The 24,660-nt window shown below is 44.6% G+C and carries 28 protein-coding genes; 20 read left to right on the top strand and 8 right to left on the bottom strand.

Annotated features, from left to right (window positions below; translation table 11 throughout):
- Positions 1-4: 4 nt before the first annotated feature.
- The 17 genes from ilvN (at position 5) to KFE96_RS13585 (ending at position 17,441) form a co-directional block, all read left to right on the top strand.
- Positions 5-517: an acetolactate synthase small subunit gene (gene ilvN / locus KFE96_RS13665; RefSeq protein WP_343264849.1), complete on the top strand. Its 513-nt coding sequence runs from the start codon at positions 5-7 to the stop codon at positions 515-517.
- 44 nt (positions 518-561) lie between these two features.
- Positions 562-1,581, top strand: coding sequence for a ketol-acid reductoisomerase (gene ilvC, locus KFE96_RS13660; protein ID WP_247016025.1), 1,020 nt, complete (start codon positions 562-564; stop codon positions 1,579-1,581).
- Between the two features lie 90 nt (positions 1,582-1,671).
- Positions 1,672-2,211 (top strand): GNAT family N-acetyltransferase, encoded by a 540-nt coding sequence (locus KFE96_RS13655; protein WP_255833112.1) that lies wholly within the window; start codon positions 1,672-1,674, stop codon positions 2,209-2,211.
- Positions 2,212-2,366: 155 nt separating this feature from the next.
- Positions 2,367-2,507 (top strand): hypothetical protein, encoded by a 141-nt coding sequence (locus KFE96_RS13650; protein ID WP_255833111.1) that lies wholly within the window; start codon positions 2,367-2,369, stop codon positions 2,505-2,507.
- A gap of 89 nt (positions 2,508-2,596) precedes the next feature.
- Positions 2,597-4,147 (top strand): 2-isopropylmalate synthase, encoded by a 1,551-nt coding sequence (locus tag KFE96_RS13645; RefSeq protein WP_247016019.1) that lies wholly within the window; start codon positions 2,597-2,599, stop codon positions 4,145-4,147.
- Positions 4,148-4,261: 114 nt separating this feature from the next.
- A complete protein-coding gene (locus KFE96_RS13640; RefSeq protein WP_255833110.1) occupies positions 4,262-4,993 on the top strand; it encodes a CPBP family intramembrane glutamic endopeptidase in 732 nt (243 codons plus the stop codon).
- Between the two features lie 41 nt (positions 4,994-5,034).
- Positions 5,035-5,775, top strand: a complete 741-nt coding sequence (locus KFE96_RS13635; RefSeq protein ID WP_255833109.1) for a CPBP family intramembrane glutamic endopeptidase — start codon at positions 5,035-5,037, stop codon at positions 5,773-5,775.
- 172 nt (positions 5,776-5,947) lie between these two features.
- Positions 5,948-6,982 (top strand): rod shape-determining protein, encoded by a 1,035-nt coding sequence (locus tag KFE96_RS13630; protein WP_255833108.1) that lies wholly within the window; start codon positions 5,948-5,950, stop codon positions 6,980-6,982.
- Positions 6,983-7,019: 37 nt separating this feature from the next.
- Entirely contained in the window at positions 7,020-7,898 is an 879-nt protein-coding gene (mreC, locus tag KFE96_RS13625) for a rod shape-determining protein MreC (protein ID WP_370650594.1), read from the top strand.
- Positions 7,891-8,400 (top strand): rod shape-determining protein MreD, encoded by a 510-nt coding sequence (mreD, locus tag KFE96_RS13620; protein ID WP_255833107.1) that lies wholly within the window; start codon positions 7,891-7,893, stop codon positions 8,398-8,400. The genes mreC and mreD overlap by 8 nt, the downstream gene beginning before the upstream one ends.
- 3 nt (positions 8,401-8,403) lie before the next feature.
- A complete protein-coding gene (gene mrdA / locus KFE96_RS13615) occupies positions 8,404-10,248 on the top strand; it encodes a penicillin-binding protein 2 (protein WP_255833106.1) in 1,845 nt (614 codons plus the stop codon).
- The gene (rodA, locus tag KFE96_RS13610) at positions 10,248-11,402 is read left to right on the top strand and encodes a rod shape-determining protein RodA (protein WP_255833105.1); all 1,155 of its coding nucleotides are present in this window, start codon (positions 10,248-10,250) and stop codon (positions 11,400-11,402) included. The genes mrdA and rodA overlap by 1 nt, the downstream gene beginning before the upstream one ends.
- A gap of 80 nt (positions 11,403-11,482) precedes the next feature.
- On the top strand, positions 11,483-12,796 hold the full coding sequence (locus KFE96_RS13605; protein WP_255833104.1) for an amidohydrolase: 1,314 nt from the start codon (positions 11,483-11,485) through the stop codon (positions 12,794-12,796).
- A 111-nt stretch (positions 12,797-12,907) separates the two neighbouring features.
- Positions 12,908-13,633: a LuxR family transcriptional regulator gene (locus KFE96_RS13600; protein WP_255833103.1), complete on the top strand. Its 726-nt coding sequence runs from the start codon at positions 12,908-12,910 to the stop codon at positions 13,631-13,633.
- A 38-nt stretch (positions 13,634-13,671) separates the two neighbouring features.
- Positions 13,672-14,526: an acyl-homoserine-lactone synthase gene (locus tag KFE96_RS13595; RefSeq protein WP_255833102.1), complete on the top strand. Its 855-nt coding sequence runs from the start codon at positions 13,672-13,674 to the stop codon at positions 14,524-14,526.
- Positions 14,527-14,612: 86 nt separating this feature from the next.
- Positions 14,613-15,086 carry a transcriptional repressor gene (locus KFE96_RS13590; RefSeq protein WP_255833101.1) on the top strand — a complete coding sequence of 158 codons (474 nt, stop codon included), beginning with the start codon at positions 14,613-14,615 and terminating at the stop codon, positions 15,084-15,086.
- A 66-nt stretch (positions 15,087-15,152) separates the two neighbouring features.
- On the top strand, positions 15,153-17,441 hold the full coding sequence (locus KFE96_RS13585; protein ID WP_255833100.1) for a tetratricopeptide repeat protein: 2,289 nt from the start codon (positions 15,153-15,155) through the stop codon (positions 17,439-17,441).
- Positions 17,442-17,445: 4 nt separating this feature from the next.
- Here KFE96_RS13585 and msrA read toward each other — a convergent pair whose 3' ends face one another.
- Entirely contained in the window at positions 17,446-17,916 is a 471-nt protein-coding gene (gene msrA / locus KFE96_RS13580) for a peptide-methionine (S)-S-oxide reductase MsrA (protein ID WP_255833099.1), read from the bottom strand.
- A 99-nt stretch (positions 17,917-18,015) separates the two neighbouring features.
- Between msrA and KFE96_RS13575 the strand changes: the two genes are divergently transcribed.
- On the top strand, positions 18,016-18,399 hold the full coding sequence (locus KFE96_RS13575; RefSeq protein WP_255833097.1) for a hypothetical protein: 384 nt from the start codon (positions 18,016-18,018) through the stop codon (positions 18,397-18,399).
- Between the two features lie 77 nt (positions 18,400-18,476).
- Here KFE96_RS13575 and KFE96_RS13570 read toward each other — a convergent pair whose 3' ends face one another.
- From KFE96_RS13570 to KFE96_RS13555, 4 genes are read right to left on the bottom strand one after another with little or no spacing between them, the layout of a single operon-like run.
- Positions 18,477-18,845: an acyl-CoA thioesterase gene (locus KFE96_RS13570; RefSeq protein ID WP_255833096.1), complete on the bottom strand. Its 369-nt coding sequence runs from the start codon at positions 18,843-18,845 to the stop codon at positions 18,477-18,479.
- A gap of 12 nt (positions 18,846-18,857) precedes the next feature.
- Complete coding sequence (locus KFE96_RS13565; RefSeq protein ID WP_255833095.1) at positions 18,858-19,994, bottom strand: mechanosensitive ion channel family protein; 1,137 nt, start codon at positions 19,992-19,994, stop codon at positions 18,858-18,860.
- 13 nt (positions 19,995-20,007) lie between these two features.
- A complete protein-coding gene (locus KFE96_RS13560) occupies positions 20,008-20,256 on the bottom strand; it encodes a hypothetical protein (protein WP_255833094.1) in 249 nt (82 codons plus the stop codon).
- 24 nt (positions 20,257-20,280) lie between these two features.
- Complete coding sequence (locus KFE96_RS13555; protein ID WP_255833093.1) at positions 20,281-21,078, bottom strand: DUF1499 domain-containing protein; 798 nt, start codon at positions 21,076-21,078, stop codon at positions 20,281-20,283.
- Between the two features lie 209 nt (positions 21,079-21,287).
- On the opposite strand from KFE96_RS13555, the gene KFE96_RS13550 reads away from it, so the two are divergent.
- Entirely contained in the window at positions 21,288-21,716 is a 429-nt protein-coding gene (locus KFE96_RS13550) for a CBS domain-containing protein (RefSeq protein ID WP_247015981.1), read from the top strand.
- On the opposite strand, the gene KFE96_RS13545 is transcribed toward KFE96_RS13550, so the two are convergent.
- From KFE96_RS13545 to KFE96_RS13535, 3 genes are read right to left on the bottom strand one after another with little or no spacing between them, the layout of a single operon-like run.
- A complete protein-coding gene (locus KFE96_RS13545) occupies positions 21,713-22,873 on the bottom strand; it encodes a glycosyltransferase family 4 protein (RefSeq protein WP_255833092.1) in 1,161 nt (386 codons plus the stop codon). The genes KFE96_RS13550 and KFE96_RS13545 overlap by 4 nt on opposite strands.
- A gap of 11 nt (positions 22,874-22,884) precedes the next feature.
- Positions 22,885-23,094, bottom strand: a complete 210-nt coding sequence (locus KFE96_RS13540; protein ID WP_247015977.1) for a helix-turn-helix transcriptional regulator — start codon at positions 23,092-23,094, stop codon at positions 22,885-22,887.
- Between the two features lie 9 nt (positions 23,095-23,103).
- The gene (locus KFE96_RS13535) at positions 23,104-23,574 is read right to left on the bottom strand and encodes a hypothetical protein (protein ID WP_255833091.1); all 471 of its coding nucleotides are present in this window, start codon (positions 23,572-23,574) and stop codon (positions 23,104-23,106) included.
- Positions 23,575-23,722: 148 nt separating this feature from the next.
- Here KFE96_RS13535 and KFE96_RS13530 point away from each other — a divergent pair, with 148 nt between their 5' ends.
- Positions 23,723-24,454 carry a hypothetical protein gene (locus KFE96_RS13530; RefSeq protein WP_255833090.1) on the top strand — a complete coding sequence of 244 codons (732 nt, stop codon included), beginning with the start codon at positions 23,723-23,725 and terminating at the stop codon, positions 24,452-24,454.
- Positions 24,455-24,660: the final 206 nt, after the last annotated feature.

The following is a 24,660-nucleotide window of genomic DNA, read 5'->3' as shown; positions in this document are numbered from 1 at the left end:
TTCGATGAAAGAAATTGGCCCAATTCAACGACATACAATCAGTGTCATTGTTGATAACGAAGCAGGGGTACTTGCCCGCGTAATTGGCCTGTTCTCTGGCCGTGGTTATAATATTGAAAGCCTTACTGTGGCTGCCGTTGGTAAAGGCGAAGCGCGCTCGCGTATCACTGTTGTAACTTCTGGTACTTCCATGGTGATTGAACAGATTAAAGCACAGTTAGATCGCCTTGTACCAGTACACAGAGTAGCAGACTTGACGATAGATGGCCCATTTGTGGCCCGTGAACTTGCCCTTGTTAAGGTTTCAGGTACGGGTGACAGGCGTGTAGAAGCGCTACGGTTGGCGGAGGCTTTCCGGGCACGTGCTGTTGACAGCACAACAGAGAGCTTTGTGTTTGAACTCACCGGATCAGCAGAGAAGATCAACGCCTTTATTGATTTGATGAAAGAATTAGGCCTCGTTGAGGCCGCACGAACAGGGGCTGTTGCCCTTAGTCGCGGCGAAGCCGGGCTATAACTTATATTTAGGTAAACGGGGTTTCCCTTTTAAGGACAAAAGACATGCGTGTTTATTTTGATAGTGATGCAGACGTAAATTTGGTGAAGGATAAAACCGTTGCCATCGTTGGCTATGGTAGTCAGGGCCATGCTCATGCTGGTAACCTGCGCGATAGCGGTGTGAAGCGTGTGATTGTTGCGCTGCGTGAAGGTTCAGCAACACGTAAGAAAGCGGAAGCTGCTGGTTTCGAAACTATGACAGCGACAGAAGCAGCACGTGAAGCTGATATGGTGATGATGCTGGCACCGGATGAGCATCAAGCTGCAATTTACGCTGATGAGCTTGCTGAGAATATGAAAGAGGGCGCGGCACTTATGTTTGCGCACGGCCTGAATGTTCATTTCGGTTTGATCAATGCCCGTAAAGATCTTGATGTGATTATGGTTGCACCGAAGGGCCCGGGTCATACGGTGCGCGCGCAGTATGCAGTTGGTAAAGGCGTTCCGTGCCTGATCGCTGTTGATCAGGACGCTTCAGGTAAAGCACACGATCTCTGTCTTTCTTATGCATCAGCTATTGGCGGTGGCCGTTCAGGTATTATCGAAACCAATTTCCGTGAAGAGTGTGAAACTGATCTCTTTGGTGAGCAGGCTGTTCTGTGTGGCGGTATCTCTGAGCTTATCAAAGCAGGCTTTGAAACGCTTGTTGAAGCGGGTTATGCACCAGAAATGGCCTATTTCGAATGTCTGCACGAAACCAAACTTATCGTAGATCTGATCTATGAAGGTGGTATCGCGAACATGCGTTATTCAATTTCAAACACAGCTGAATATGGTGATTATAAAACTGGTCCGCGCATTATCACTGATGAAACAAAAGCGGAGATGAAGCGGGTTCTTGAAGATATTCAGAAAGGCCGTTTCGTAAAAGATTTCATCACGGATAACAATGCTGGTAACCCGGAACTGAATGCACATCGCGGTCTTGCTGAGCGCCACCCGATTGAGGAAGTGGGTTCCAAATTACGCGGTTTGATGCCGTGGATGAAAGAAGGCAAGCTTGTAGACAAAGAGAAAAACTAAAATAGTTTTTCCTATCTGAGTTGAAAAGGCGGCCTTTACAGGTCGCCTTTTTTTATTACGTAATACAGATAGAATAACAGCGAGGAAATTATGGATATTTTTCCAATTGAAACAGAACGGCTTATTATTCGGCGGTTCAGAAAAGATGATGCGGAAGCCTTTCACAGCTGGCGGGATGATGAAGAGGTCGCTCGCTATACCCTATGGGACTACCCGTATTCACTAGAGAGGTCTCAGGCCTTTTGTGAAAAAATGTCAGCTATTGAACCTTTTCCGGAAGGAGAATGGTTCCAGCTTGTGATTGAAGAAAAGTCTAGCGGTAAAGCGGTGGGGGACATCGGTCTTGGTATCAAGATAGACGGTAATCCTGATATCGGTATTGGCTACAGCTTAAATCGTTCAGCACACGGTAACCGTTATGTTGGTGAAGCGCTGAAGGATGTAATCCCAGCGGTTGCCAAAGTGGTTGGTGTGAAACAGGCTAAAGCAGAAACCGATGCCCGTAACATTGCGTCCGAAAAAGTGCTCCTGAAACTTGGTTTCGAACAATCTGAGCTGCATGAAAAAGCGTCGTTCGTGAAAGGTGAATGGTGCGATGAGTATTATTATGTCCTGAATATTGAGTATTGAATGCCAAATATACTTTGTTTGACGTTTTTTTAAGAAGTTTACGCAATAATATTACTTAATAAACTGTATTGCTAAAATATTATAATGTGATAAGTGTTTGTTTCGAACTTATTATTGCGTAAATGGCAGTGTGAAACCACAATATGAATGAAGCAATGAGACATAAGAAAAAAGCACGGGCGATTGCTATCTCTTGTGCGCAGCAGAAAATGAAAGCGGAAGCTTTTGCATTTGCTATGTCTGGGCTTCTTTTCAGCCTTCTCCTTCTTGGTGCTGGTCGACTTATCGGCCCTTAAACACTTGAATAAAGCCCTAGTGCTTTGTGTTTAAGGGTATCGCCAAACTCGCAACAACTTAGATTAACAGCAATATCAGGATTAAGGCCATGTCACACAGTGAAGCAAACCGTGTGAGAATATTTGACACCACCTTGCGTGATGGAGAGCAATCTCCGGGCGCATCCATGACGCTAGAAGAAAAATTACGTATCGCGGAAACCCTTGAGGCCATGAAAGTGGATGTAATTGAGGCTGGCTTTGCAATTGCCTCAAACGGGGATTTTGAATGCGTACGGCAAATTGCGGAACGCATTAAGGATTCCACAGTGTGTTCGCTTGCTCGCGCTGCCCTTGGAGATATTGACCGGGCTGCTGAAGCTTTGAAACCTGCGAATTCAGGTCGTATTCACACCTTTATCGCAACAAGCCCGCTTCATATGAAAGTAAAGCTGAATATGGAGCCTGAGGCAGTTATTGAGGCGGTGCACAAATCAGTGAGCCATGCACGTGGTTTTGTGGATGATGTGGAGTGGAGTGCGGAAGACGCGACCCGTACAGAGCTTGAATTTCTTTACCGCGCGGTGGAGACCGCGATTAAAGCTGGTGCCACAACAATTAACCTGCCGGATACGGTTGGGTATGCAACACCAGCGGAATATGAACATATGTTCCGTTCGGTTATTGAGAATGTACCGAACTCTGATAAGGCTATCTTTTCCACCCACTGTCATAATGATCTTGGATTGGCTGTTGCCAATTCGCTTGCAGGTGTTGCGGGTGGCGCGCGCCAGATAGAATGTACGATCAACGGCATTGGTGAACGTGCTGGTAACGCGGCGATGGAAGAAGTAGTGATGGCACTTAAAACTCGCGGCGATGCATTACCTTATTATACTAATATTGAATCCACCGAGATTATGCGTGCTAGCAAGCTTGTTTCCACGGTAACGGGTTTCACGGTTCAGAATAATAAAGCGATCGTCGGTGCAAACGCATTTGCCCATGAAAGTGGTATCCATCAGGACGGCGTTTTAAAGAACGCTGAAACCTATGAAATTATGACCCCAGAGAGTGTAGGTGTTACAAAATCCTCACTTGTGATGGGTAAGCATTCAGGGCGTCATGCGTTTGCAGATAAACTGGCGGAACTTGGGTATGAGTTGGGTGATAATGCATTCCAGGAATGTTTCCGACGCTTTAAAGAATTAGGCGACCGTAAGAAGAATATCTATGATGAAGATATTGTTGCTCTGGTGGATGATGAAGTAGCCACTTGGGCTAACCGTATGCAGGTGATCTCGGTTAATACGCACTCGTCGACCAACGGTACAGCTATCTCTGACATCACAATGACTATTGATGGCGACAAACATAAAACAGTTACTTATGGCGCTGGGCCTGTAGACGCTGTGTTTAATGCCATTAAAGAAACCATTGAAATGCAACCACACTTGCAGCTTTTCCAGGTGCATGCTGTAACGCAAGGTACAGACGCTCAGGCAGAATGCACAGTAAGGCTTGAGCATGATGGCCGCACTGTAAACGGGCAGGGTGCTCATGAAGATACCGTTACTGCCGCCGCTAGGGCCTATGTGTCTGCGGTCAATAAGCTAATGGTGAAGAGGCAGAAAACCGCGCCTGAACCCATGTCGGCATAAAATCACTATGAAATCCGCTAAAAGGCTCTGTTTTCAGAGCCTTTTTTATTTGTGCTATTGCAAACCGGGTCTGCGTTTACTAGCTAAACGAAAAGTAGGTGAGGGGGGAGTGTTATGCAAGATCAGGTCTTTTCTAAAGAAGAATATCCAGGGTTATCTGCCAGTCTCGTATTGGTTGGGTTATATCCGCTTCTTCAGCTAATTATTGTGATGCTGATGCTTGGGGTAATGGGGGTGAGTTCTGCACTAAGTAGCGAGACATTAGAGGATGTTGATCTAGTTGCATATGCCAGCTTGGTACCGTGTGTAGCACTCTTAGCTTTGATGCGCGGGCATTTAATGCTCAACAAACAGAATAGTTTTAGAGAAATTGGCCTCCGTACCCCAATAATGCCGGTTGGCGAAATTATTGGCTGGGGCCTTGCGCTATCTATCGCAGTGTTAGGTTTTTCGACAGTATATGGGCTGTTCTTTCAGGAAAGTGGGCAGCCAGAACTGGAGCAAATCCTGCGTTTGGCCCGTGAAACAGACAGAGGTCTATCGGCCTTTATTATTGTCGGCGTAGTAACGGTTCTGGGCCCAATTGTTGAGGAGTTGATTTTTAGAGGATATCTGCAAACAGCCCTTATTAAGCAAACCTCGCCGATTATTGGTATTGCTGCCTCAAGCGTTATTTTTGGTGCGGTTCATTTCAATTTGTCGATACTACCAGTTTTGGTATTTATTGGGTTTGCGCTGGGATATTTATACCATAAAACCGGGTCAATCTGGCCGAGTATAGCTTTCCATATTTTAAATAATTCGTTCTCGGTGTTTCTGTTTTTCTCTTACCCAGAATTATTTTAATGGAGCGCTATAGCCAATAGCCAGACGTGAGGAACGAGCATATGGCTAATACACAGGAGCAGACTAAGCAGGACAATATGGTCATTATCGCCATATTGCTGGTGATTGCATACCCAGTATTGCAGATTATTTCTGCACTTCTCCTAGCTGTTATCGCAGCAATCTTTCAAGTTGAGGTGACTGAACTTGGATTAATTTCAAGCACGATATCTCTCTCAATTTTTACACTTGCTGTTTTTATATGGAGGGAACGGGCAGGTGATTATGAAAGAATAGGATTTCGATCCAGCCAATATAGCGCCCAAAAGCTTTTCATGCTCGTTTTAGGGGCTCTGGTTGCCTTGTTAGCCTTTGGGTATGCGTATGATACTTTTATTGAGACAGACGGGCAGCCTGAAACTGAAGCTTTGATCATTATGGCAGGCGGTTCTTTAGGGTCGTTATCTTCCATATTTCTTCTAATGTGTATTGTTGTTTTTGCACCCGTTATTGAGGAGATCATTTTTAGAGGATACCTGCAAACAGCACTTGAAAAGAAGATTGGGCCCTTTATGGCTCTGATTATAAGCTCACTTGCATTTGCTGCTGCACATTTTGATCTTGATACGCTGCCGATATTATTCATTGCGGGCTTGGCATTCGGATACATATTCCAGAAAACAAAGTCTATTTATCCTGCTATGTTTTTACATGCCGCCAATAATGGCATTTCATCCGGCATTTTGATTTTTGCACCTGAGCTGTATCACGAACGTTATACGGCCTTCATAAATTGGCTTTAATTTAAAATAATTTGTGCGATTTGAGCCTGAAAAAGCTAAAAAAACGCAGAAAAATCAAAAACTCGCCCTAATCATGTGTAATGGCTCTTGTCTGGAAGAGATAAGTGCCGCATAACCGCACTAGGGAGTCGTCTTCCACAGTAATTGGAATCGCAAAAATAAGAGGCGCTAAATGCTATCAAAGCTGCTCGGTATGTTTTCATCTGACATGGCTATCGATCTGGGGACAGCCAACACACTTGTTTATGTGAAAGGCAGAGGGATTGTTCTGAATGAACCATCTGTTGTTGCTATCAAAAATGAGCAAGGTAGAGACCGGGTTTTAGCGGTAGGTGATGAAGCGAAGCTTATGCTTGGCCGTACACCAAGTGGTATTCAGGCTATCCGTCCTCTTCGCGATGGCGTGATCGCGGACTTCCATGTTGCGGAACAGATGATCAAACATTTCATTCAAAAAGTACACAATCGTTCGTGGGCAAGCCCGCAGGTAGTGGTTTGTGTACCTTCTGGTTCTACAGCCGTTGAACGTAAAGCCATTCAGGAATCAGCTGAGCAAGCTGGCGCTCGTAAAGTATATTTGATTGATGAACCAATGGCTGCAGCGATTGGTGCAGGTCTGCCGGTAACGGAGCCGCAAGGCTCTATGGTTGTTGATATTGGCGGTGGTACAACAGAAGTAGCGGTTCTTTCTCTTTGCGGTATTGTTTATGCTACATCTGTTCGTGTTGGTGGTGACAAGATGGATGAAGCACTTATTGCTTATATTCGCCGCAACCACAATCTATTGATCGGTGAAGCGACAGCGGAACGTATTAAGAAAGAAATTGGTACAGCCCTTATTCCAGAAGATGGCGTAGGTGAAAATCTTACGATCAAAGGCCGTGATTTGATGAATGGTGTGCCAAAAGAGATCGAAATTAACCAGTTGCAAGTAGCGGAAGCACTTTCTGAGCCAGTAAGTGCAATTGTTGAAGGGGTGAAAGTAGCTCTTGAGCATACAGCACCAGAACTCGCGGCTGATATTGTTGACCGCGGCGTTGTGCTTACCGGTGGCGGTGGTATGCTACATGATCTGGATACGGTTATTCGTCGTGCAACAGGATTGCCTGTTACTATTGCTGAGGAGCCACTTACATGTGTTGCTCTTGGTACAGGGCGTGCACTTGAAGATGAAACACTGAAATTAGTGCTTACTGAAAGCTACTAAACCATCAAGTTAACATGGCGTAGTTAGGGGAAGAACGCTGGCGACGAGACTGCAATCAGCGAATTTTTCTGGTAGTGGGACGAGGCGTTCGAACCGCGGCAGGGATGCTCTGTGGCTTTATCTGGTTATCTCTATCGTGTTTCTTGGGATGGAAGTAGTGAGTTCTGCAATTCCTTCCCAAGTGCGTGCCTATGCCGGTGATGTGGTGTCGCCAGTATTAACGCTTCTTGAAAAGCCTGTACGTGCTGTGCAGTCGGGGCTTGAGAGGGTCGTTGGCGTTTCAGATATCTATCTAGAAAATGAAACGCTCAAAGATGAAAACGCTAGATTGAAGCAATGGCGAGAAGCTGCCATGCAGCTCAGCCGAGAAAACGAGCAGTTACGTACAATCCTTAAAGTGCCAAAACGCGAGGTAACGCCAGCTGCAACAGCACGGGTTATTGGTGTTGGCGGTGGTGCGTTTGAGCGTAGCATCCTAATTGGAGCAGGTAGCCGGGATAATGTGCGCTATAATTTGCCTGTAGTGGATAGTGAAGGCCTTGTTGGCCGTGTGCTTCATGTTGGTTTTTTAAGTAGCCGGGTTTTATTGGTTACTGATCTGAACAGTAGAGTACCTGTAAGGTTAGAGCGTTCAGGCGAGCTAGCGATCGCAGAAGGCCAGAATGAAGTGTTCATGCGACTTCGTTTTTTCCCAGAAGAAGCAGATATTCGAATAGGTGACAGGTTTTTAACATCTGGCCATGGTGGGGTATTCCCGCCGGATATCCCTGTCGCTCGGGTCTCAAATATCGATGCGGATATTATCACGTTGGAACCACTTGGGTTGCTTGATAAACTTAATTATGTTCGCGTGATGGATTATCAGGCTGTGCCGGATGATGTAGAGCTTTTGGAAGCGGAGCAGAGCAATGAATAAAATGCGCTCTCCAATGGTGGCTAGTGGCCCAGCGGGGCTACTTCCTGTCGTTTCAGCCTTCTTCCTTGCTATTCTAATGCTTGTGCCCATTGGCACAGGTGCTGCGAATGTGGTTGTTCCCAATCTGGTTCTGATCGCAGTATTTTATTGGCTCTCATCGCGGCCGCTGCTTATGCCGTATGGTGCATGTGCTATTTTAGGCTTTTGGCTAGATTTATGGCTTTCGGTACCACTTGGTCTAAATATGTTGATTTTGCTGCTTACTCGCCTTTTTGTTCTCAACCAGTTAAAGCATTATAAAGGCCGAAACAAATTGGTACATTGGATTGTTTTTGGATTAATGTCCTTTGGTCTATATGCCGTTTCTTGGGTGATAGTATCCGCTGTTGAAAGGTCGTTAATTCCTGTGCAGCCACTATTAGTACAGTGGTTGGTAACAGCTTTTTCATATGCACCTGTCGCATTTCTGCTGGGGCGAGTAAGACGTTTGGTGTTGCGGTAAACTATGGCGCGTGAAGGATTAAGATATCAAGCATTCAGCCGCCGGGCCTTTATTCTGGCTGGTGCACAAGGTCTCGCAGTAACCGCGCTAGGCGGGCGCCTTTATTATCTTTCTATTGTAAATGGTGAAAAATACAAACTTCGCGCAGATAAAAATCGGATATCAGTCAGGCTTTTAGCGCCTGTTCGCGGAGAGATATTTGATCGCAAGATGCGGAAGATAGCGACCAATCGCCGTGATTTCAGTGTGTATCTTATTCCGGAACAAGCGAAGGAAGTGGCCAACACGCTAACCAAACTCAACAGAATTGTAAAAATCAGCGACCGTAGGCTGAAGCGTATCGAACGCCAGATCAAACGACAGCGTAAGTTCTTGCCTATTACTGTTGCTAAGGGATTGGACTGGAAAACATTCAGTCGCGTGAATGTAGATATGCCCAACCTTCCGGGGGTTGAAACTAACGTTGGTCTCTCTCGCTTTTATCCAAGCGGGCAATCGGTTGCGCATATTGTTGGATATCTGGCTAGTCCGGGTGAAAATGATGTTGGGCGAAATCCTCTTTACCAATTACCCGGAGCTAAAGTTGGCAGACAAGGCATAGAAAAACGGTTTGAAGAAGAATTGCGAGGCGAAGCCGGTACGCGCCGGGTAGAAGTTAATGCTGTTGGCAGGGAAATTCGCGAACTACCTCCGAGACAGGAAGCTCTTAAAGGGCAGGACCTTCATCTTACGCTTGATATGGATTTGCAGGAATTCACCCTTGATCAATTGGGTGAGGAATCCGCTGGCGTCGTTGTGATGGATGTGAAAAACGGTGATGTGCTCTCGCTTGCATCGGCGCCTACTTTTGACCCGAACGAGTTTACCTCGGGAATTAGCAGTGCCAATTGGCAGGGTTTGTTGAATGACCCCAGGAAGCCGCTGCTTAACAAATGTATGACAGGCCAATATCCACCAGGTTCTACGGTAAAGATGGTTATTGCACTTGCTGCACTGGAACAGGGTATTATTACCCCGGAAACTAAGTTTTTCTGTAATGGGAAACATCGATTAGGGAATAATTTATTCCACTGTTGGCAGCGAAATGGTCATGGTCATGTAGATCTCTTGGACGCGATTTCCAAAAGCTGCGATGTCTATTTTTATGAGATAGCTGAGAAGCTTGATATTGATATTATTGCTGAGATGGCAAAGCGGTTTGGCTTGGGTCAAACTTATGCACTTGGCGTGGACGGTGAAAAAGAAGGCCTTGTTCCTGACCGCCAATGGAAGCGTGTTATTCAGAACCAGCCCTGGCATTTGGGTGAAACACTGAATGTATCCATTGGTCAGGGTGCAATGTTGGCAACGCCTCTTCAGCTTGCTGTGATGACATCTCGTATTGCTTCAGGTAATGAAGTAACGCCGCGATTAATTCGCTATACTGATGAACTTGATTTTGACCCTAACTTCAGCCCTATGGAAGTGAATCCTCTTATGATGCGTTTAATGCGGCGCGGCATGGAGATGGTGATGGAGCCAAAAGGCACTGCCCATGATTACAGGCGTTCCAAGTCTGCCATAAAGCAGGCTGGTAAAACTGGTACCGCTCAGGTAAGGCGTATTAGCCGGGCAGAACGAGAGAGCGGTGTATTAAAAAATGACGAAAAACCTTGGGCAGCACGTGATCATGCGCTGTTTGTAGGGTATGCCCCGGCAGAGAACCCTGAAGTAGCGGTTTCTGTACTGGTACAGCATGGTGGTGGTGGAGCTAGTAAAGCCGCTCCGATTGGCCGTGCAGTATTAGATAAAGCATTAGAGCTTAAAGATAAGCCAGCATTACCACCTGTTGAACAGGGAGAGGCATAATGGGTAGTGCGCGTATGTTTGGCCCCAGGCGGGACGAAAAGAATGCGTTTCAGCGGCTTCTAAGTCTGAATTGGGGAATGATCCTTGTTACCTTGCTTATTGGCTCTGTCGGTGTAGCCATGCTCTATAGTGTTGCTGGAGGCGCCTGGGATCCATGGGCTTCCCGGCATTCTATGCGCTTGGGCGTTGCCTTTATCATCATGCTTATTGTTGGTGTAATGGATATCCGTTATTGGATGGCACTTTCCTATCCTGCTTGGGGAATAGGGGTTTTGTTGCTGGTTGCTGTGGAATTGGTAGGGGATTTTGGTAAGAATTCCCAACGCTGGCTTGATATTGGCTTTATGCGACTACAGCCTTCTGAGCTTATGAAGATTGCACTTATTATGGCCCTAGCGCGCTTCTATCATGCTAGGCCATTTCATCAGAGTAAGAAGATCTCTACTCTGTTTACGCCGCTTATTCTGATAGCCATACCAGTGCTGCTCGTTGTGCGGCAACCTGATTTTGGTACTGGTATTACTCTTGTCGCCGGCGGTGTTGCCATCATATTTTTAGCTGGTCTCCCAACATGGTTCTTTGTCGCTTCGGGTGTTTCCGTAGTTGCAGCATCTCCAATTGTTTGGTCTCTGATGAAGGAGTATCAGAAAGGCCGAGTACTTACGTTCTTGAATCCAGAGTCTGATCCAACAGGTGCCGGATACCAGATTACTCAGTCAAAGATCGCTTTGGGTTCTGGGGGGATGACGGGTAAAGGCTTTCTGGAAGGAACCCAAAGTCATTTGAATTTTCTACCCGAAATGAAAACAGATTTTATCTTCACCGTGCTGGTTGAAGAGTTTGGCCTGATTGGCGCAATTATTGTGTTATTGCTTTATACAATTGTTCTAACGTATGGCCTGCTTGTGGGTATTGGCTGCAGGAACCAGTTTGGGCGATTATTAGCTGCGGGGCTTTCGATGACCCTTTTCTATTATGTGTTCATTAATATTGGCATGGTTATGGGAATGATGCCTGTGGTAGGCGTGCCTTTACCTCTTATTTCTTATGGCGGTTCAGCAATCCTGACATGGGCAATTGCTTTTGGGCTTATCCTTTCCGTCGCTTCACATAGACATGTTTCTTTGGCCCCTAGAGGTAGCGGCATTATCTAATTTGTTGCACACGTTTTTTTCAGTTTGCAATTCCTGTTCAATTTGTAATGCTCAAAATTACAAGAATAAGGGGTAGGAAAATGAAAAAAATAAAAGCAGCACTTGTATGTGCTCTTCTCGGTACTTCTGCACTTTCAGCGGATGATGTTTCAAGCGCCGTTCAAAAGGATTATAGCTACCTGGATAGTCTATATAAACATCTGCACAGTAATCCTGAGCTTTCTTTCAAAGAGTTCAATACCGCTGAACGCATAGCAAAGGAACTGCGTGAAATTGGTTTCGAGGTGACTGAGAAGGTTGGTCGTGTCGGTGTTGTTGGTGTTTTGAAAAATGGTGATGGGCCGACGGTGCTTGTACGAACTGATCTGGATGCTTTGCCTGTAACAGAACAAACCGGATTTTCATTTGCCAGTAAAGCGATGGGGGTGAATGAAGCAGGTGATACCGTTGGTGTGATGCATGCGTGTGGCCACGATATTCATATGACTTCTTTCATTGGAACCGCCAGGCAGCTTGCTCGATTGAAAGATCAATGGAAAGGCACATTGGTGTTTATTGGCCAGCCAGCGGAAGAAACTGTGGGTGGTGCGCAGGCAATGCTTGAAGATGGGCTTTTTGAACGTTTTCCTAAGCCTGATTATAATATCGCGCTACATGTAAGCTCTGCAATGGCATCAGGAACCGTTGGCATGACCCAAGGTTTTGCGCTTGCCAATGTTAATAGCGTTGATATTGCTATTAAAGGGATTGGTGGGCACGGGGCTTATCCTCATACAACGAAAGACCCCATTGTACTTGGCGCGCAGATTGTTACAGCGCTTCAGACATTAGTATCCAGAGAAACGTCACCTCTTGATTCAGGTGTTGTAACGGTTGGCTCTTTCCATTCAGGTACCAAGCATAATATTATTTCTGATGGTGCCCATTTGCAGTTAACGGTTCGGTCTTACACCGATGAGGTGAGAGAAAATTTGCTGACAGGTATCAAACGAATTGCAGAAGCGCAGGCTATGTCAATTGGATTGCCTGAAGATCTATGGCCTGAAGTAACATACAGTCAGGGAACACCTGCGACATATAATGAACCTGATTTTACCGGCAAAATACATGCGGCAATGACTAAGAAATTCGGAGAAGATCGTGTTATCTGGTCATCTCCAGTCATGGGGGCAGAAGACTTCGCATATTATGGGCGCACGGAAGACCGAATTCCAAGTCTCATGTTTTGGGTAGGAGCTGCAGATCCAGAGGATGTAAAAGCAGCGAACGAAGGCAAAAAAAAGCTACCAAGTTTACATTCACCTTTCTTTAAGCCCGATTATCAGGCTACTATTACACAAGGAGTAGAAGCAATGACTCTCGCTGTGATGGATATTATGGCAGAAGGTAATTAGCGAATTGCTTCTATGACGTGTTTCTTTTTTGGGTGAAAGAGAAACCATATTGCTTGAAGTGTCTGATCTTGTGCACTTCAAGCATAACATAGTGTTTGGGGTGCTAAGTTTATGCAAGATACGTCTATTGATACGCAGATGGTGGATATTATTCGCCTAATTCAGAATGCAAAAAATACAGATGAAATTGATAGTATTTTTGCGAAACTGCTTCGTGAATTTGGGTATGAACAATCGACGTATATTGAAATAGTAACGCCTGATGATTTAGGTACCTCAATAGTAAATCCTGCAATGGCTGCAGATCAGGCATGGTTATCCAAGCATGCAGAACAGGAAATACTTCATTACGGCGAAGAAACGGGGGAGCGGTTTCATACTCGATATCCGTTTACGTGGAACACTCTTTTAGAGCATGTTGATGCATCGCCTCTTGCGAAGCGTTTTTTGGAAAAAACTCAGCATTTCTTTGATGGTAAAGATGGTTTTATCGCGCCAATTCACGGCCCGGAAGGATCAATCACCGTTTTAGTAGTTTATGGTGAACAACCGGATGTATCTGCGGAAACCATTAGGGCTTTAGGTACGGTTGCCTTTTTTCATCAGGCTGCTTTGGAACGTATTAACAACAATGAAAGAAAAGGAGGGAATAATAACCTACTCGAATGCATCAAATGTATTGCATTAGGGAAAAGTGACATGGAGATTTCACACCTACTGGGTATTAGTGAAGGTGAAGTGAATTTTCAGATTAACAGAGCCATTAATGGCCTTGGTGTTTCCACGCGTGCGCAAGCAGTAGAAGAAGCTGCTAGGCGAAATTTAATCACCCTTTAGACGCGCGCATGTTTCAAGTTTATTATATTGGTATTTAGATGATTAAAATTATTCCTTTTGAAAAACAGCATGAATATAAAGAATTGTTCGATCATATGTATTGTATGCGCCATAAATTGTATGTGGAAGGTCGCAAAATTCGGCATTGGGGAAGTGCTGATGGAAGAGAAAAAGATGCATATGATGCTGAAGGAACTATCTATCTTGTAGCGCTAGGACCCGATGGTGAATTGGAGGCTGGCTTAAGGTTGGTGCCGACTGAAAAGCCACATCTTCTTAAAAATGAATATGAAGCATTTTGCAGTGTAGAGGAAGCTCCCGCTCAATCGGATGCTTGGGAGATGTCTCGGGTATTTGTGTCTAGTAATTCTCGATATAATAAAGATGGAATACCGCTTAAAGGCTTACTGTTTTGTGCAATGGTTTCTTATGCCCGAAGTAAAGGCATAAATTATATAACAGGTATCAATGATAGCTTTTTCCTGCCGCGTGTACTTGAATGTGGCATCAAGGTTGTGCCGCTTGGGTTGCCCAAGCGTACAGAATGGGGTGAGTTAATCGCCTATAAAATGTTTCTTGATGATACAAGTCTCCACAAATCTTTAAATTATTATCATGTGCCAAAAGGTGCCATGGAGATAGTAGATGCTAATCGTCTGCATGATGAGGCTGAGCCGTATCTGGTTGATGAGACTGATATTGCTTTTTCGCAGCTCATAGGTAGGAGAACGCCTCATATTAAACGTATGGCGGAAATCATGCCTCGACTTGGTTCTTCAAATCCAGATGAAGTTGCAATTGCAGAATTGGAATTGGATAAACTAATTAGCGATGTACGTGCACATATCGTTGCAAACTCACAATTCTCAGGTGGCAGTTCCCACCTGAATTAGAGGATTTTCAAAAGTTGATGAACAGAATGCTGGAAACCTGCCAAATACTTAGTTAATGTTAAAGAGAACTAGCTAAGGAAAATAGTGTGTCTCATAAACACGATCATGATGTTTGCATTGATAATGCAGTTGCAAAAGCAGAACAAATTTGTGCGGAACGTGGTTCGCGCTTTACCGATCTTCGGCGTCGCATTCTGATTATGATATGGAAGGGACATAAAGCAGTAAAGGCATATGATCTTTTAGATCAACTTGCGAATGAAGGTGGCTCTGCTAAACCGCCGACTGTTTACCGTGCTCTGGATTTTCTAATGGAAGAAGGTTTGGTGCATAAAATTGAATCGCTGAATGCCTATATAGGGTGCCCACATGCTGGTGATCGGCATGTTAGCCAATTTTTGATTTGTGATGCATGTGAAAATGTTGAAGAAGTAACGAGTCCAGAGTTGTCACAAGCGGTTGTATTTGCTTCAAAAAAAGCTGAATTCCAAATTCAGCGTCAAACGCTGGAACTTCACGGCACCTGTAGATCCTGCGCAGGTAAAAATAAAGCAGCCTAATATTTTAGGCTAAAATACAATAAAGACTCGTGTTTTAGCCTTTTCGTCGTTAAACGGCATAGCCTTATGGCAGAATTAGCAGATATTATAAAATCAGCACAGGAATTTATCATGCTGGCGGAGCAGCAGCTTCGTGATGATGAGCTTCTTGAAGCTGAAAATACAGCAAGGGCGGTAATTGCTATTGCTCCGCGATATGCGCCGGCTTGGCGTGCCCTTGGTGATGTTTTATCTGCCGTTCCTGGTAAGCGAGCAGAAGCGGCGCAGGCGTATAGCCGTGCTCTTGAATATGATCCATCTGATCAAAACTCGATCATCGCTCGTGATGCTTTGAGTGATAGAGAAACTTCCGCACCGACAAATGCTGACAAAGGCCCAGGTATTCCTCAGCTTGCTGCTTTGGGGGATAAAGATAAATACATAGCGGCCGCTCGTTCCTCGGAAGCTGCAGAACGCTGGAAAGAAGCGAAGGAATATTGGGAATATGTTCTTAAGATAGACCCCTCTGACACTTGGGTTTGGAGCCAATATGGCCATTTGCTGAGTGTTCATTTGCATGACTACCAAGCATCTGAAACTGCGTTTAGAAGGGCAATAGAGGAAGACCCAACGGATGACTGGGCTTGGGGAAAGTTAGGCATCATGCTCGCTGACTTTCTTGGGAAGGTTCCGGAAGGGCAAGAGTACCTACGAGAAGCGATTAGACTTGACCCAACAGAACCATATTATCATGGCTGGCTTGGTTGGTCGCTTTACCGCCAGAGCGAAAATTTCGTGGAGGCCGAAAAAGCGCTTAAAGAAGCAACAAGATTATTGCCGGGATATCAATGGGCATTTTTCCATTTGGGTTATGTTCAATATGCCATTGGTGGGAAAGTTAAAGAGGCCAAAGCGTCTTTTGAAAGGGCGCTAAAGCTCGATGATACTGATACTGCATCCATGTTTCATCTGGCGGCTCTTTATGATGAACAACTTGATGCAAAATCCAAGGCGATACAGCTTCTAGAGCGTTTGGTAGAAATTGAACGGGATCATTCTCCGGCTCGCTATAAGCTTGCTTTGCACTTTGAAGAAAGTGAAAAAACCTTTGATAAGGCTGAAGGGCATTACAAAGCGATTATTGAGAATGACCCAAAGGATATTACGGCTCGGCGTTATTTAGGTGCGCTTTATCATGAGAAGATAGGGAACTATCAAGAAGCAGCTAAAAATTATAAGCATGCATTGCAGTTTGCCCCAGATGATAGTGATTTAAATTACCGATTAGGTGTGCTGCTTGGTAGCGATCTGAAACGGTGGGACGAAGCGGTAGAATATCTAAAAAACGCAACAGAAATTTCGCCTGACATTGAACTGGGTTGGGCCAAACTTGGTGAAGCATATACTTCGCTGGGAAAATTAGGTGCTGCTCGCAAGTCTTTTGAAAAGGCCCTTGAACTGGAACCAGAATTTTACTGGGCACATAAAGAACTGGGTTATCTTCTGTCAGATCATATGAGTGAGTATGACTTGGCGTTTAAGCATTTTGAAACAGCTATAGAAATTGAGCCTGAAGATATTTGGTGCCGTATTGCGATTGGCAATATTCATCATCATCAGTTCAAACAATATGCTGAAGCGGAAACTATATATAAAGCTGTGCTTGAAATCGAACCTGAAGAGATTGCAGCGGTAGCTGAACTCTCGGTCTTATATCTTTCTATGTACAGGTATAATGAAGCGTTTGAATATGCATCACGGTTACGGATTGCGTATCCAGACGTAGGGTTCGCACATTCTCTTTATGCTTGTTGTCTTCGTTATATTGGTGGGGCACCTGACGAGGTGAAGCAACTATTTCGAAGTGGGCTGGATTTAAGCCAGACACACTGGAACTGGCATGAATATGGTGAATTTCTGCTTTATGATGAAGGCAATATGGAAGATGCAGAAGAAGCTATCCTTACCTCATTAAAGCATGATCATGATTGTTCCACTGTATATTCTGACTTAGCGCTTATTCGTTATGTACAGGGCCGTGAAGCTGAAGCCAGGCAGTTGTGTGAGAAAACGTTGGAACTAGAGCCAGATAGCGCAGAAGCTTGGCGTTTATATGGGCGGTTTTTGTGGTTAACCGGCGAAGATGTAACGACTGCGGAACAATCACTCGAAAAGGCTACCATGTTGGCGCCAGACAGCTTTGAAGGCTGGATGATGTTGGCGGAGTTCTTAAAGGTACAGTTTGATAGAGATGCAGAAGCAAAAGAAGCAGAGGTGAAGGCCTTGGAGCTTGCGCCTGTTGGATTAGATTATAAAAAATGGGCTCGCCAACAAGCGAACCCATATATCCTGAAATACCGTAAAACTGAAAGTTAACAGTTTAAATATGGCAGCTGCTCATGCCGCGTTTCATCAAATATTTCTGATGATACTCTTCCGCTGCCCAGAAAGTGGCCGCAGGCTCAATAGCGGTTACGATTTCTTTTTTGAAACGGCCCGATGCGATAAGGGCCGCTTTAGCTTCTTCAGCCGCTGCTTTTTGAGCGTCATCTGCGTAAAAAATAACAGAACGGTACTGTGAACCAACATCAGGCCCCTGCATATTTAGCTGCGTTGGGTTATGGTTGTTGAAGAAAACGTCTACGAGCGTATCAAAACTAACTTTATCAGCGTCGTACGTTACTTCCACTACTTCGGCATGGCCGGTGGTATCTGTACATACTTCTTTATATGTTGGACGCTCTTTAGAGCCGCCCATATAGCCTACAAGGGTTTCTTCAACGCCGTCCAGCGTTCGAAAAACTTCTTCGACGCCCCAGAAACATCCGGCTCCAAAAGTTGCTTTTGCCATTATTTTGACCCTTTTTTAAATTCTAACTTTAGGCCACTATATGGAAGTGATATGTGGAATTGTCGAGAGGCAATCGGTCAAATAATTGGGAGCAAGGGCGTGAAGCGGATTTTAAAAGCATCGATATTCGTTATTTCACTGGCAACATCTGCAAGTGTGATGGCGCAATCCGCCAAAGATAGTAAAATCCCTCAAGAACTTCTTGAGCTTGACCGTAAACGTTGTGAAACCGGGTGTCTTGAACAAGTTGGGGAACAGGTTTGTAAGATGCTCTGCGAATGTACCATCAGTGAATTTCAAAAACGGTTAGATTTTGACAAGTATCTTGAACTCTCAGCACAGTTGTCACGTGAAGAAATTTCTCCCGAGAACCGTTTGCTTTTAGATGTTATTGCAAAGAGATGTACGGCTGTCGTTGAGAAATCTGGTATCCAGATAGAGCAAAGCCCGCCAAAAGAGGCTGATCAACCTAAGCAGAACTAAATGTAATTGTTTAAGTTTTGTATCAAAAAAAAGGGCCTTTAGAGGCCCTTTAAAGTTACTAACCTATAAAATAGAAATTAGCCGATTTTACGTGGGCGACCTTCGTCATCAACTGCAACGAATACGTAAACACCTTCAGTTACCTTGTGGATGTCGCGCTGCGGACCACGTTCCGCGAATACCTCTATATTTGTAGTGATTGACGAGCGGCCAATTTTTGTAATCTCAGCGTACACACTGATCACATCACCTACTTCAATGGGGCAGTGGAATGTCATGCCTTCAATCGCAACAGTTGCTACGTTACCTCCGGCACGGCTTGAAGCTACGTCAGCACCCGCAAGGTCCATTTGTGAGAGAACCCAGCCGCCAAAAATGTTGCCATTCACATTCAGGTCTGACGGTTGCGGGATGGCGCGGATTGTTACACGTCTATCTGTAGTCAAAGCTTTGCTTCCTTATTTAGAACCATGTAGAGGCGCGACTTCTAGGTCATCGCCCATAGCTTCTAAATAAAGGGTTCTGCTTGGGAACGCAAAGTCCGTTCCTGCACTAGCTACTATGCGTTTTATTTCTAGCAGCAAGCCTTCTTTGATAGCGAGCCATTCCAGCCAGTCTGTTGTGTTTGTAAAGCAGTAAAGGAGGATGTCTATAGAGCTGTCAGAGAAACGATCAATACGTACAAAGGTTGCTGTATCTTCAGGACGCGCGAACGCTGTATTTTTATCCAGATATTCTTCGATGCCCGCTCGTACTGCTTCAAGCTGTTCGGCTGTAGCGCTATACTCAAGGCCAATCAGCCATTTAATGCGGCGGAAGGTCATACGGGAGAAGTTAGTTACAGCTGAATCTGCAAGCGAGGCATTTGGTACATAAACCGGCGCTTTATCAAAGCGTCTTACGGTAGTTGTACGGAAGCCAATGTGTTCAACAGTGCCTTCCACAACGCCTGATACCAAAATCCAGTCCCCAGGATGAAAGCGTTTCTCGCCAATGATGAATAAGCCTGCAATCAGGTTCTTAAAGAGGTCTTGCGCACCAAGTGCGACAGCAACGCCAAATAGGCCAAGGCCAGCGATCAGCGGGCCAACCTGAATGCCCCAAATTTCCAGAATGGTAGCACCGCCGAGTAAAGCAAAAGCCAGCTTAATAGCTTTTGATAACCATTCTATCATTGAGCGGGTCAAGAAACGTTCTGCGGTTTGCAAAAGCTCGCTGACAGGGTCTGATGCTCGGTAAAGCGCCCAAAAAATAACAAACGCGATTAAAGATCTATTCACGTTAGAGGCAAATTCAGAAGATTCTTGATCCAAATTTAAGGAGCTTATTGCGAAGAAAATGCCAAGCAAAACGGGGATGAAACGAATAGGCTGCTCAAGAGCATCTACAACGGTGTCATCCAGATCCGTTTTGGTTTTGCTGGCTAAGCTTTTAATGCGGTTGATGAAAAAGCGTGTAAGCAGATTTCTTAAGATAAGAAATAGGGCGAGAATAGAAACTGCAACTACAATATGGCCAATATCAACGCCGTATAGGCCATTTTCCCAAACTTCTTTTACCAGAGATAGGAATTCATCGAAGCTTCCTGTATCCACGCTTTTACCTCAATTATTGATCGTCACTGTTTTCCTTAGCCTGTGATGATGAGTAGACCTCATCATCATGCCCATGTTTGTTAGAGAAAAACAAAAGAGCCATCAAGCCAGCACCGACACCATAAGTGAATAAAATTCCAATGCCCATAGCAATATGACCGTGAATGGACATTTCAAACTCTGTGAAATAGATAATGCCAAAGTGTGTAATGACGCTTACCACAATACAGGCAGCGACAATTTTCAGGATAGTTTGGAGCATAGTCTCACAGCTTTCATTTGCGCCCTATGAGATTTCTTTATTGAGTGCTTCCTTGAACTCTTCAATAAGGGCGGCGTTAATACCAAAGTCACTTAGCCCTAATGCAGAAGTGGCCCTGATATCAAGTTTACTACCTGCGGCATCTTCGCGCACGCGGATAACGACATTACTTTTCAGCCTGAACCATGGAGACGTATAAACGGCCTCTAAATGGCCAGTTTGTGCATTTAAAGCAGCTATATCCCATCCACATTTTTTGACCGCCAGTTGTGCTTTATCAAACAAACCTGATTTATCCAGCGGGCTAATAACGGGCTGAATATAGGGGTAAGCTGAGGTGTGTAGCTGGGCATAATTTGCTGAAAGCCTGCTACCGACAAAGTCTTCTGGTGAATTACTTTCATAGATTCTTTCTGCAAGTGTCGTGAAAAATGGGGGATCGCTTATATCTGTTGTTATATCATGCAGAATGGGGGACTTCCGGATTGATTGATCAACCTGCCACATGGTTGCTGCCACGGTGACAGCCAGAAGCGCAGCTGAAATGCCGCGCCAACTCGTTCGAACTCTTGAACTGAACCTGCCGTGTAGGATACCAAAGAAAGTGAGGAAGCTTCCTGCAATAAGAAGCTTTTGATCCAAATCTAATAATTTGATTCTCAAATCAAAAAAGTCATTTGGTGACATGCTGTCGTTTTGCCAGACCCCGAGAATTGGCCCTGCACTTACAAACACCAGAATGGTCATGATCATCAAGATGAGACCAAGTGTAGAAAATATAGACGGTTTTTGTCCGGCTTTCTTGAAAAAAATCCGAGACATAACTTCCCCTTACGTAAAATCAATACGTTGGTCCCGAATTTTGCCCCAAAACTTCATAGCGCAGACCAAGGGTGATGAAAAGAGACTTTCTGATCGCTGCCAATGTTTCATTTTCTAGTCTGGTTTTGCGTATTTCGCTAAAAAAGTGCATAATGGTTTAGCGCATCAGCGCAACACTATCCTCCGCTATCAACAAAAAGGGGATTTATATGAATGTTAGCCGAATTTTGGAGACTAAAGGATCAAGCGTAATTTCGCTTGGCGTAGACAGTACTGTTTTAGATGTTGCAAAACTTTTAGGGGAGCGCCGAATTGGTGCGATACCTATTTTATCATCAGGGAAACTAGCGGGAATTATTTCCGAACGTGATATTATGCGAGGCCTCGCTATAAGAGGTGGTTCTGTGCTTGCAGATCCTGTTGAAAGTTTAATGACCAAATCCGTGTTTACCTGCACAGGTGATGATTCCGTTGGTCATCTCATGGAAATGATGACAGAGCGCCGTATTCGCCATATCCCTGTGCTGGACGGTGAAAAGGTTGTTGGGATTATTTCCATCGGGGATGTGGTGAAAGTTCAGATGGAAGAGACCAAGCAGGAAGCAGATGCCCTTAAGGAATATATCAGTACCGCTTAGGCTTTTATTAAACGTTCGCTAATTTCTGCAATGCGGACTGCGTTTTCCTGCCAAATATAGCCTCTTTCAGGGATGGTTGTTTTGGCGTTGTTACCAATGCGGTCCCGCAGTTCCTTATCTGCCACAAGTTTTAGGATTAGTGCTTCGATTTGTTCGAAATTGCCGGGTGTGAAGAAAAGCGCATTTTCCTGATCAGTCAGTATCTCTTTAATATTTGGCTGATCAGGGGCGATAATGGCGAGCCCTGAATACATATATTCGAAAATTTTCAATGGACTGGCATAATCTGTTACAGCTGGTTGTAAGGCGATATTCATAGCCGCCAGATGCTCTGGAATATCTTCTCTTTTTACGAAACCAGTGAAATGCACTCGGTGGCTTACACCGAGTGTTGCTGCTAATTCCTTACAGGTAGCAACGGAAGGACCTTCGCCAACCACAAGTAAGTGAGGGCTTTCTTCTTCACTGAAATTGGAAATAAGCTCAACCACTCTTTCCAGTTTATGCCATTCTCGCAGGAAGCCAGTGAAACCAAGTACTGTTTTTCCTTCAAGCCCATACCGTTTGCGAATGGCGTTTTGATCTATGTTCTCATAATCTTCATAGTTGATGCCATTATGCATTACGGTGATCTGATCTTCCCTTACACCTTTTTCCCGCAATTTATCGGCAAGCACGTTGGATACTGGAAAGTTCATATCGGCAGCACGCCATGTATCTTCTTCCATTTTCGCAGCGATGCCTTTGAGGTGAAGCCCGTTATATCTAGACCGTTCTTCCATAAGTGGGGCATTCACTTCAACGAGATAAGGAATGCCTGTTTTTCGCTTTAATTTGGAACCTGCGGTGAGAAATAGGTTATGCCGTTCATAGAGCACATCGGGGTTATGTTCTTCGTATGCTTGTTTTAGTTTTTTATAGGCATGCCTACCGTATAGTAGCTCCAGAAATTCCTGAGCGAAATGAGGTAAAACCTTTCGTACAAGATCGAGAAACTTATTCTCTTCACCAAATTCTTTGGGGCGCAGAGAGGGGCCGACAAATATCAGCTCATGTCCAAGTGCTTTAAATGCTTTTGTCAGTTCATGAATGTGAACGCTCTGCCCATCTTGAGCAGCAATGCGGTGATGATAAAGTATCTTCAGTTTTTTAGGCACTTAAATAAATCTCATTTGTCATTTTCAAATCGGAGAATATCGCCCGGTTGGCAGTTTAAATAATCGCAGATTGCTTCAAGTGTAGCAAAGCGTACGCCTTTTACCTTTCCGGATTTAAGAAGGCTTAAATTGGCTTCGGTAATACCCACAGCTGAGGCTAGATCTTTCGATTTAACCTTACGTTCGGCGAGCATAACATCTAGTTTTACAATGATCGGCATGTGTTATCCCTAGATGATCTGCTGAAGTTCTTCTTTTTGAAGGCGGCCAGCCTTCACTACCTGAGCAGCAATAATCGCAAGAAAAGCAGGTATCAAGATCACAACTTGGCTTGAAGAAACAGTAAGAGCAAAGGTGCGTTCGCCTTCAGGGTTGTTCATCGTTAAGACGAGGATCAGTAAAGTATTCTCCATCAATCGTGCGAGCGTGTAAAAGAACAGTGTTTTCCCCAGTTGCAGACAAAGCTTTTCTGTTAGAGCGCTAAACCATTCATGGTTACCAATTTGAAGAGACAATCGGTAGATAAGAATCATTGACCAACACAAAAGGGCAACCGAAGCTAGGGTAACTGTAAAAGCTAGTGCACGTTGTTGAGTATCTAGGCGCTCAAAGCCGCCATATTGGTCAACAAGCTCGTGAGTAGCTATTACTTCGCTCAAACTGGAGGGATAGAGCCAGTAAAGCACATGTAGAATGGACATCATTGATACCAAAATGACGATCAATATTCTCAGGGCTAATAAGTTTCTGCCAATGTTGTCCATTTTTTGCCTTATTCACTTGCATAATTATTATTGTTTTACGATAAATGCTTATCGATTTGTGGCCATATTAGGGGGTTTCATCATAATGAGCAATGGCTATTCAGGGCTTAGAGCGGGTGTAGGGAGAAGAGCAGTAAAAGCTCTCTGTTACTCTTTATTATATATACATATATGCACACCGGTTCTTCATGCGCAGGATGTCGAAGATGAAAAGCCAGTAAAGAAGCCTTCAAAACATACCGAGCAATCCCATATTCCAGGCACTCCTCTTCAAGTGCCCGTTGTGCCTAAAGCGATCATGCGAAAGCCTGAAGAGATTAAAAATGAAAAGGAATTCTTCAAAGCGCTTGGGAACAACTATATCCTGATGGAAGACGGTTCTGTTTTATCTGCCGCTGATTGGATGCTTGGGGCATTGCGGAAAGACCGGTCTGGGCACTTGATGGATGATTATGAGCGGCGCCTCTTTCTGGGGCAGGCAGCTAGGGCAGCGCTAGGGCTTGATGAAACACTGGTTCATAACAGTCTTACCGATAGCGGGCCTCTTGTTTCATACGATGCAAGACCAACCATTTCGAAGCCTACTCAGATTCTTGAGGGGATATACCGCTACTTTGTTCCTGGCCGGAATAAGAACTATAGGCCTGAGGTGTCTGGCGGAGCTTTTCATCCGCTGGCTAAGACAGGTGGTACAGGACCTTATCTTTTCGAGAAACAGTTTAACGAATCTATTATGTGGACCGCGCAAGAGTTTAAGGACCATGGCACTTTTCAGATTATGCTACGGGATGCACAGAAGAAGCTTGAAAAGCAGTAGCGGCGATTCACATACATCAGGCACTTAACTGAACAGTTTCAGACTCGTTCTATCCTCAAAATAACATAGATTCTCCGATTCATTCGACTATTCACAAAAGCTAGCTTAAGGAAGCTTCGTTTGAGCGCGTATTTTTGAAATATTCGTAAAGTTTTTAGGTGTTTAAACGCGAAAATCAGGTTTTTTCAAAAAACATGAAATTAGTT

The sequence above is a fragment of the Kordiimonas sp. SCSIO 12603 genome, from assembly GCF_024398035.1.
GTDB lineage: Bacteria > Pseudomonadota > Alphaproteobacteria > Sphingomonadales > Kordiimonadaceae > Kordiimonas.
Note: the sequence above shows the minus strand (reverse complement) of the source record. Positions and strands in the feature narration are given on the sequence as shown.